Consider the following 2,896-nt stretch of genomic DNA (forward strand, 5'->3'; position numbering starts at 1 on the left):
GTCAACGACCTTGGCGGGCCAGACACGGGCTGGGTAAGGCCAGCCGGCGCCGCTGGCTCCCGGGCGTTGTCGTAAGGGGGATCGTGACGGAGCGACAATCGCCGCTGCCATCCGCGGACGCCCACACCGAGGTGGCTGGGCCGGCTGTCGCTGCCGGGGTGTCGGCGTGGCGTCGGGGTGTCGTCCGGTGGCTGATCCTGCCGACCGGCGACCCCGCAAACGCCATCTACGGGACGATTCTCGTCGCGGCCGTCGTCGCGGCCGAGGATCCGCAGCAGACCCAGAGCTACGAGATCGCGCTGACGGTCGCCGTGACCGTCGTTGTCTTCTGGCTCGCGCACGGCTACGCGCGCGTCATCAGCAGCCGGCTCAGTACGGGCGCGGGACTGTCGCTGGGTGAGGTCCGCGCGGCACTGGCTGAGCACTGGCCGATCGTGCAGGCGGCCGTGCCGCCGATGGCGGTGCTGGCCATCGCCGCCGGGGAGGGTGCCACGGTGGAGGGCGCCCAGCAGGCGGCCTTGTGGACGTCGGTGGTCCTGCTCGGGATCTGGAGCACGGTGGCCGGCCGGGCCTCTCAGCTGGTTGGCTGGCGCCTGGTGTGCTATGCGGGCAGCAGCGCGGTGCTCGGTTTCCTAATGATCATCTTGGAGGTCCTCATCCACTGACTGACCGTACGAATCCTGACCATGCGGACCTTGAAAGATCCGGTTGCTCAGAGATCCGGCGGCGGGGATCCGGCGCTGGGGATCCGGGCCCGGAGTGGGGCACGATGGCCTGTATGGCGACCGAGTATGTGATCCCTGACGTCCTGGCGACCCGCTATGCCTCGGCTGAGCTGACCGACCTGTGGTCACCGGCGAACAAGGTTGTCCAGGAACGCAGGTTGTGGCTGGCGGTGTTGCGCGCCCAGCGGGACCTGGGCCTCGACGTCCCCGCGGGGGTGATCGAAGACTATGAGCGGGTGCTCCCCGAGGTCGATCTCGATTCGATCGCGCGGCGGGAGCGGATCCGCCGGCATGACGTCAAGGCCCGGATCGAGGAGTTCAACGCTCTTGCCGGCCATGAGCACATACACAAGGGCATGACATCGCGGGATCTTACCGAGAACGTCGAACAGCTCCAGGTACGCGGCTCGTTGTTGGTGATCCAGAGACGCATGGTCGCGGCGCTGGCCCGCCTCGGGCGCTTGGCCGCCGAATACGACACACTGGTGCTGACCGGCCGCAGCCACAACGTCCCCGCGCAGGCCACCACGCTCGGCAAACGCTTCGCGTCGGCCGGGCAGGAGCTGCTCGTCGCCTTCGAGCGGGTCGAGGAGCTGCTCGCCCGCTATCCGCTGCGTGGGATGAAGGGCCCGGTCGGGACCGGGCAGGACATGCTCGACCTGCTTGCCGCGGATCCGGCGAAACTTGCCGAGCTGGAGCGGCGGATCGCGGATTTCCTCGGCTTCGGACGGGTGCTGGTCAACGTCGGGCAGGTCTACCCGCGGTCGCTCGACTTCGACGTCCTCAGCGCGTTGGCGCAGGCGGTGGCGGCGCCAGCGAGTCTCGCGGTGACCATCCGGCTGATGGCCGGCCATGAACTGGTTACCGAGGGTTTCGCCGCCGGCCAGGTGGGCTCGTCGGCGATGCCGCACAAGATGAACACGCGTTCGTGCGAGCGAGTCAGTGGCCTGGCTGTGGTGCTGCGCGGGTTCACGGCCATGACCGGTGAGCTTGCCGGGAACCAGTGGAACGAGGGGGATGTGTCCTGTTCGGTCGTGCGCAGGGTGGCTCTTCCAGGCGCCTTCTTCGCCGCGGACGGGCTCTACGAGACGTTCCTCACCGTCCTCGACGACTTCGGGGCCTACCCGGCGGTGATCGCCCGGGAGCTGGACCGCAACCTGCCGTTCCTAGCCACGACCAAGGTCCTGATGGCGGCGGTGCGCCGTGGGGCCGGGCGGGAGACCGCCCACGAGGTCATCCGTGAGCATGCGGTCGCGGTCGCCCTCGCGATGCGGGAGAAGGGAGCTGACCACAACGATCTGATGAAGCGGCTCGCCAGCGACGAGCGGCTGGGGCTGGATGCCGCCGAGCTGTCGTCGGTGCTGGCCGAGCCGCTTGCCTTCACGGGCGCGGCCCAGGCGCAGGTCGCGGACTTCCATACCCGTGTTGACGACGTAGTACGTCGCTACCCCGACGCCGCGGGGTACTTTCCCGCGCCCATCCTGTGACCCGTCCCAGCGGGCTGTTCGGTGCTGTTCAGCGGGGCTGAACAGCGGCTGTCCAGTGTTGATCAGTGTTGATCAGTCCGGTTGCCCGCCATGCGGTCAGCTGCTGGGGGGCAGCATCTCCGCGAGGCCCGCGGCGGCGGCCTTCTCGAAGTCGTCCTTGAACGCGGTGAGCAGGAGGTGTAGGTCCGGGTCGCTCAGCGCGAGGATCTGGGCAGCCAGCACGGCCGCGTTCGTGGAGTTGTTCAGCCCGACCGTGGCAACGGGGACGCCGGGCGGCATCTGCGCAATGGCGAGCAGGGCGTCCATACCGTCCAGCGCCCCACCCGAGATCGGGACGCCGATCACGGGCAGCGTCGTGAGCGCGGCGACCGCGCCGGGCAGGGCGGCGGCGAGGCCGGCACCGGCGATGGCGACCGCGATCCCGCGGGTCCGCAGCTCACCCACGTACCGGGCGAGGGCGTGGGGGGCGCGATGAGCTGACAGGGAGACCTGCTCGTAGGGGACTCCGAAACGTTCTAGCGTCGCGCCTGCCTTGCTCATCGTCTGCGCGTCGGAGGGAGAGCCATACACGATGGCCACCTTGGGCGGCAACGCGGTGGAGATGGTCTGGTCGGCCATGTTCATACCTGCTCGTTCACTCACTTTCTCGGTGTGCCCCTACCCGTAGCCAACTGGGCCAAAGGG

General features: G+C 68.9%; 3 protein-coding genes. 2 read left to right on the plus strand and 1 reads right to left on the minus strand.

The window, feature by feature from the left end; translation table 11 throughout:
- Together MJ783_RS10440 and purB are read left to right on the plus strand one after the other, a co-directional pair.
- Positions 1 to 665, plus strand: a 665-nt coding sequence (locus MJ783_RS10440) for a hypothetical protein (protein WP_239310196.1), incomplete at its 5' end; no start/stop codon positions are given.
- Between the two features lie 104 nt (positions 666 to 769).
- Positions 770 to 2,212 (plus strand): adenylosuccinate lyase, encoded by a 1,443-nt coding sequence (gene purB / locus MJ783_RS10445; RefSeq protein ID WP_370651591.1) that lies wholly within the window; start codon positions 770 to 772, stop codon positions 2,210 to 2,212.
- A 96-nt stretch (positions 2,213 to 2,308) separates the two neighbouring features.
- On the opposite strand, the gene purE is transcribed toward purB, so the two are convergent.
- Positions 2,309 to 2,830 (minus strand): 5-(carboxyamino)imidazole ribonucleotide mutase, encoded by a 522-nt coding sequence (purE, locus tag MJ783_RS10450; RefSeq protein WP_239310198.1) that lies wholly within the window; start codon positions 2,828 to 2,830, stop codon positions 2,309 to 2,311.
- Positions 2,831 to 2,896: the final 66 nt, after the last annotated feature.

The sequence above is a fragment of the Protofrankia sp. Cj3 genome (assembly GCF_917627355.1).
GTDB lineage: Bacteria > Actinomycetota > Actinomycetes > Frankiales > Frankiaceae > Protofrankia.

Excerpts from the sequence above, each read along its gene's own strand:
- purB (WP_370651591.1), top strand. The coding sequence starts at position 770 with ATGGCCTGTATGGCGACCGAGTATGTGATCCCTGACGTCCTGGCGACC.
- purE (WP_239310198.1), bottom strand. The coding sequence starts at position 2,830 with ATGGCCGACCAGACCATCTCCACCGCGTTGCCGCCCAAGGTGGCCATC.